Genomic DNA, 2,110 nt, shown 5'->3' with positions numbered 1-2,110 from the left:
CACAAGCCCACCCAAAGGAGCCGGCACACCACTGACCACGCAAAAAGGCAGGCCGGCGGGCTGGCGGTCCCGCCCGAGCACGTCATCGCCACCTCCGACGACTCGCGGCCTGACGACTACGCGCGCCAGGCCGTCCGAGCCCGCGCCCGCAAGAAGGCCGCCCTGTGGTCCGCGGCGGGACTGGTCGGATTCGTGGTGAGCCTCTTCGGCATCGGGCTCCCCTACGTCATCTGATCGGGCGCCACCGGATCAGCAGTGACAGCAGGACCGGGCCCAGGGCGAGGCTGAACAGCACGTCGGTGAACCAGTGCTCGTCCGCCACGGTCAGCGCCACCGCCGTCACCCAGCCGGTCGCCAGCGCGATGCCGCGGCGGCGGTGCGCGGGCAGCCGGACGGCGGGGAACGCGACCACCAGCAGTTCCAGGATGAGCCAGATGAGCACGAACGCGTTGAGGGTGTGGCCGGACGGATAGGCGTTCCCCTGGGCGAACAGCACGTCCATGCCGCTGTAGGGGTAGGTCCGCGGGATCACCGCCTTCAGGCCGGTCTGCAGCAGCGACAGGCCGACCACGATCATCGCGCTCGCCAGGAGGGGCCGGGGCGACCGTGTCCGGACGCAGGCGATGACGGACAGCGGAAGGATGAGCAGGACCAGGTCGCCGCGCTGGCCGAACTTCGTGGCGAGGTGGACGGCCGTGAGCAGGCCGTCCCGGACGTGCGCGTCGAAGAACTCGTGGGCCGTCCAGTCGAGCCGCCTGAGCGGGCCGTCGAGGAGCACGTCCACGGTGACCAGCACCATGATCGCGACGGGGAGCGCGTACGCCCCCCACCGCACGGACGCGGCGTGCCCGCGCACCGCCGTCTCCGCCCTCACGGCGTGAGGATCGCGCGGCCCCGCACGCGTCCGGCGTCCAGGTCGCCGACCGCGGACTGGAAGTCGTCCAGCGCGTACTCGCGCGTGTGCAGCGTGACGGCGCCGCGGGCCGCGAGCGCCATCAGGTCGCACAGGTCGTTGTAGGAGCCGACGAGGTTCCCGATGATGTTGATCTCCGCGGAGATGATGTCGATCGTGGGGACGTCGATGTTCTCGCCGTAGCCGACCACGTGGTAGTCGCCCGCCTCCCGCAGCATCCGCAGCCCCTCGGCGGTCGTGCCGCCCTCGCCGACGAAGTCGAGGACGACCTCGGCGCCGCCGCCGGTGAGGTCGAGGACCCGTTCGACGTGGTCGCCGTCCGCGACGATCCCGTGGTCGGCGCCGATCTCGGTCGCGAGCCGCACCGCGTCCGGTTCGCGGTCCACCACGATCAGCTCGGCGGGGCTGATCGCCTTGAGCACCTGGACGCCGATGTGCCCGAGGCCGCCGGCCCCGATCAGCACGCACCGGTCGCGCGGTGTGAGCCGCCGCGCCGCCTTCGCCGCCGCGTGGTAGGCGGTGAGGCCCGCGTCGGCGAACGCCGCGACGTCCGCCGGCTCCAGCGACTCGTCCAGCTTCACCACGCTGCGCGCGGAGGTTTTCAGATAGTCGGCGTATCCGCCGTCGGAGTCGATGCCGGGGAACCTGCTGTCGGTGCAGTGCACGTCGTCGCCCGACCGGCAGGCCCGGCACAGCCCGCAGGTGACGATCGGATGCAGGATCACCTTGTCGCCCTCGGCGACGTTCGTGACCGCTGTCCCGACGGCGTGCACCCACCCGGCGTTCTCGTGCCCGATCGTGTACGGCAGTTCCACCCCGGACTTCTCGGCCCACTGCCCTTCGAGGATGTGCAGGTCCGTCCGGCACACCCCGGCCCCGCCGATCCTCACCACGACGTCGAACGGCCCGTCCGCCACGGGGACGGGCACCTCGGCCATCCGCAGATCCTCGCCGTACCCGATGACCTGCACGGCCCGCATAGTGCTGCTCATGGACACGCCCCTACCCACGCATGCCCGGTGGTGATCGCCCGGCAGCCGCCCATCCAACGGGCAGACCCGCAAAAAGAAAAAACCGCAGGTTCCCCTGCGGTTCCACGTGTACCCCCGAGCGGATTCGAACCGCCGTTACCGCCTTGAGAGGGCGGCGTCCTAGGCCACTAGACGACGGGGGCCGGACTTTTCACCCGGTGCGATC

3 protein-coding genes and 1 tRNA gene are annotated in these 2,110 nt (G+C 71.1%); 1 reads left to right on the top strand and 3 read right to left on the bottom strand.

Translation table 11 applies throughout. The features are described 5' to 3' along the window. Window positions 1-234 (top strand): hypothetical protein (locus ETD96_RS45610; RefSeq protein ID WP_171069539.1); only part of this gene is annotated, 234 nt, incomplete at its 5' end. On the opposite strand, the gene ETD96_RS43535 is transcribed toward ETD96_RS45610, so the two are convergent. From ETD96_RS43535 to ETD96_RS43525, 3 genes are all read right to left on the bottom strand, one after another. Beyond that, the gene (locus ETD96_RS43535; RefSeq protein WP_138642315.1) at window positions 227-874 is read right to left on the bottom strand and encodes a phosphatase PAP2 family protein; all 648 of its coding nucleotides are present in this window, start codon (window positions 872-874) and stop codon (window positions 227-229) included. The two genes, ETD96_RS45610 and ETD96_RS43535, sit on opposite strands and share 8 nt — an antisense overlap. After that, the gene (locus ETD96_RS43530; RefSeq protein ID WP_240808647.1) at window positions 871-1,905 is read right to left on the bottom strand and encodes an NAD(P)-dependent alcohol dehydrogenase; all 1,035 of its coding nucleotides are present in this window, start codon (window positions 1,903-1,905) and stop codon (window positions 871-873) included. Before ETD96_RS43530 ends, ETD96_RS43535 begins: the two co-directional genes overlap by 4 nt. A gap of 109 nt (window positions 1,906-2,014) precedes the next feature. Beyond that, window positions 2,015-2,087: transfer RNA gene (locus ETD96_RS43525), tRNA-Glu, on the bottom strand. Window positions 2,088-2,110: the final 23 nt, after the last annotated feature.

Source organism: Actinomadura geliboluensis, from assembly GCF_005889745.1.
Classification (GTDB): Bacteria; Actinomycetota; Actinomycetes; order Streptosporangiales; family Streptosporangiaceae; genus Spirillospora; species Spirillospora geliboluensis.
This window is presented reverse-complemented; position numbering and strand designations above follow the sequence as displayed.

Bases quoted from the DNA above. Each gene is read 5' to 3' on its own strand.
- ETD96_RS43530 (WP_240808647.1), bottom strand. From the start codon at position 1,905: ATGAGCAGCACTATGCGGGCCGTGCAGGTCATCGGGTACGGCGAGGAT.